This window comes from Streptomyces sp. NPDC014623 (assembly GCF_043088245.1).
Classification (GTDB): Bacteria; Actinomycetota; Actinomycetes; order Streptomycetales; family Streptomycetaceae; genus Streptomyces.
On sequence record NZ_JBIBZU010000019.1, the window covers coordinates 41934 to 42493 of the forward strand.

At 67.3% G+C, this 560-nt stretch carries 1 pseudogene; it reads left to right on the forward strand.

Annotation, left to right across the window (positions count from 1 at the left end):
- Nucleotides 1–560, forward strand: a pseudogene (locus ACF1FZ_RS26940) (hypothetical protein); the annotation flags it as partial.

A 560-nucleotide genomic window follows, 5' to 3' on the forward strand; every position in this document is an offset into this window, starting at 1 on the left:
CGAGGAGGACAAGCAGTACCAGGACGAGCTGCGCGAGGAACAGCGACGCGAGCAGGAAGAGGCCAAGCGGGAGGCCGAGGAACAGCAGAAGGCCGTGGAGGAGAGCCTCGGCGGCCTCAATGATCCCAACGCCGTCAGTGAGCAGAACCTGGGCGACCTCGACGAGCTGCTGAACATACCGGTCACCGAGAGCACCGGTGATCTCGGCGACCTCAACAGTCCGGGCGGGGCCGACGACCTGAACAACACGATCACCGAGGAGCTCGGCAACCTCGGGGACGTGAACAGTCCGGGTGGTGAGAACCAGTCGCCCGCGGGGGTCGCGCCTCCCGTCCCCCAGAACCTCGGCAGTCTCGGCAACCTGAACGGTCCGGGCGGGACCAGGAACGCCACCGACGCGGCCAACGAGGCGATCACCCAGAACCTCGGCAGCCTCGGCAACCTGAACAACGGTGCCGGAGGCTCCCTGGAGACTCCGACCGGGGGCAGTACGCAGCTCGACGGCGGTGCTCTGACGACCGGCTTCCCGGACGGCAGCAGTACGCAGTTCGATCCGGACA